Origin of the sequence: Moraxella caprae DSM 19149 (assembly GCF_000426885.1) — a bacterium.
Lineage (GTDB): Bacteria > Pseudomonadota > Gammaproteobacteria > Pseudomonadales > Moraxellaceae > Moraxella > Moraxella caprae.
Window position 1 is genome coordinate 1 of sequence record NZ_AUGF01000094.1, and the last position, 2,271, is coordinate 2,271.

Below are 2,271 nucleotides of genomic sequence, written 5' to 3' on the forward strand. Positions count from 1 at the left end.
TGAGATTACAGGAAAAACTTTAACTTTTACTCCTTATGAGTGGTTGGAGTTTTATTTTAAACAAAGTGTAAATAACGGGTGAGTTTCTTACAATTCATATATTTTCCTGTTTTTTCATTATTTTCCTTAAAATTAGCAACACCAATAAATACTATTTTGTATATGGCATCTACATCAATATCATCTTTGGTTTTTCCACGATAAAGAGAGGTTCTATAACGCCATTCCCCTTGCTTGTTTTTTGTTTTAATAATCAGTTTGTAATATTGAAAATTATTTTTTGAAGTATATAACTCCACAGACAATTTGACATTACCATAAAAAATATACAAATCTCCTGCAATAGACTCATCAATATAACCAGTCAGTTTTTGCCTTCTTAGAGACTTTCTGACTTTTATCTGTGTGTTAGTCTTTTCTTTTTGTTCAATCAAAAGCGGATTGTTTTGTAATGCATCTATTTTGTTACTGACAGATATATTATTTTTATTGCTAAGTAAATAACGCATCATAGATGCCAATTTACTTTGAATTTGTTCTTTATTGAGGCTTTTAAAAAATTCTGTGGCTGATTTTGTATCTATATGCTCAAAATCATAATAACACCCTTCTAAATGTTTTGTATTTAGATGGGTTCTTAAATGAAAGCCTTTGCCTGTATGTACAAAAGTTAATTTTGCCAATTGACATTCTGGACAAAAGATATGCTCTTTTAAGCCATCTACATTGCCATATTGTTTTGAATGTTCAATCAGGTAGTCTATCGGTTCAATTTGTTGATTGATTTGATTAAAAAACTCATCAAATTTTCTATCCATACTTTTTTGTCATCAATATCTCCACAGATGGTAGCTAAAACCAAATCAATTTATTGGGTCAAATGGTCATAATTCAATATTAAAAACACCGCCCAAAACTCCAATTTCAGACGGCATTTTTATTTTCAAATCAATAATGAATCACGCTACGAATGGACTTGCCCTCGTGCATTAAATCAAAAGCGTCATTGATTTTATCAAGGGGCATTGTGTGCGTTACAAAAGGCGATAGGCGAATTTTGCCTGCCATTGCATCTTCCACCATTTGCGGTAATTGTGAGCGACCTTTGACACCGCCAAATGCCGTGCCCATCCAAGTACGCCCTGTAACGAGCTGAAATGGGCGAGTGCCAATCTCTTGTCCTACCCCTGCCACACCAATAATCACCGACTGCCCCCAACCACGATGAGCCGACTCGAGAGCCTGTCGCATTACTTCCACATTGCCAATACATTCAAAGGTGTGGTCCACGCCCCATTTGGTCATTTCAATCAGTGCTTGTTGGATTGGCTTGTCAAAATCATTGGGGTTTAGGCAGTCAGTCGCCCCAAATTCTTTGGCAAGGGCAAATTTGTCAGGATTGGTATCAATGGCAAAAATACGCCCAGCGTTCGCCTGTTTTGCCCCTTGAATCACCGCCAAACCAATGCCACCTAAGCCAAACACCGCCACCGAGTCGCCTGCCTGCACTTTGGCGGTATTATGCACCGCCCCAATGCCTGTGGTTACACCACAGCCAAGCAAGCACACTTCTTGGGGATTGGCTTTGGGGTTGATTTTGGCAAGCGACACCTCCGCCACCACCGTGTATTCGCTAAAAGTGGAACAGCCCATATAGTGATAAATCGGCTCGCCATTATAAGAAAAACGGCTCGTGCCGTCTGGCATTACGCCTTGCCCTTGCGTGGCTCGCACCGATACGCACAGATTGCTTTTGTTAGATTGACAAAATTCGCACTCGCCACATTCTGCGGTGTAAAGCGGAATGACGTGGTCTCCCACCGCCACGCTCTCTACGCCTTCGCCCACTTCCACTACCACGCCTGCCTCTTCGTGTCCCAGCACGACAGGGAACAAGCCTTCTAGGTCTGCTCCTGATAGGGTAAAGGCGTCGGTGTGGCACACGCCTGTGTGGGTAATTTTGACCAACACTTCGCCTTTTTTGGGGCGCTGCACATCAATTTCTACGATTTTTAAGGGTTTATTAGGGGCAAATGCTACTGCCGCACGGGATTTGATTGTATTCATTGTGGATACCTGATTGCGAAAATGGCAAATATTATAAGGCGTTATAGATATTTTGGCTAATTGATAATTGTGATAAGTGGGTATTAGATTTTGTGATATTCTAAAAATACATTAGACTTCCTGCAAAACCCAAAAATAAGGAAAACCGTTCGTGGTGAGCTTGTCGAACCATAACGGTTTTCCGCCACCCCTCAACAAGCTCGG

2 protein-coding genes are annotated in these 2,271 nt (G+C 40.8%); both read right to left on the reverse strand.

The features are described 5' to 3' along the window. Positions 1 to 56 precede the first annotated feature (56 nt). Positions 57 to 818, reverse strand: coding sequence for a hypothetical protein (locus tag K941_RS0112375; RefSeq protein WP_029103836.1), 762 nt, complete (start codon positions 816 to 818; stop codon positions 57 to 59). A 130-nt stretch (positions 819 to 948) separates the two neighbouring features. Further along, positions 949 to 2,058, reverse strand: coding sequence for an S-(hydroxymethyl)glutathione dehydrogenase/class III alcohol dehydrogenase (locus K941_RS0112380; RefSeq protein WP_029103837.1), 1,110 nt, complete (start codon positions 2,056 to 2,058; stop codon positions 949 to 951). Positions 2,059 to 2,271 lie beyond the last annotated feature (213 nt).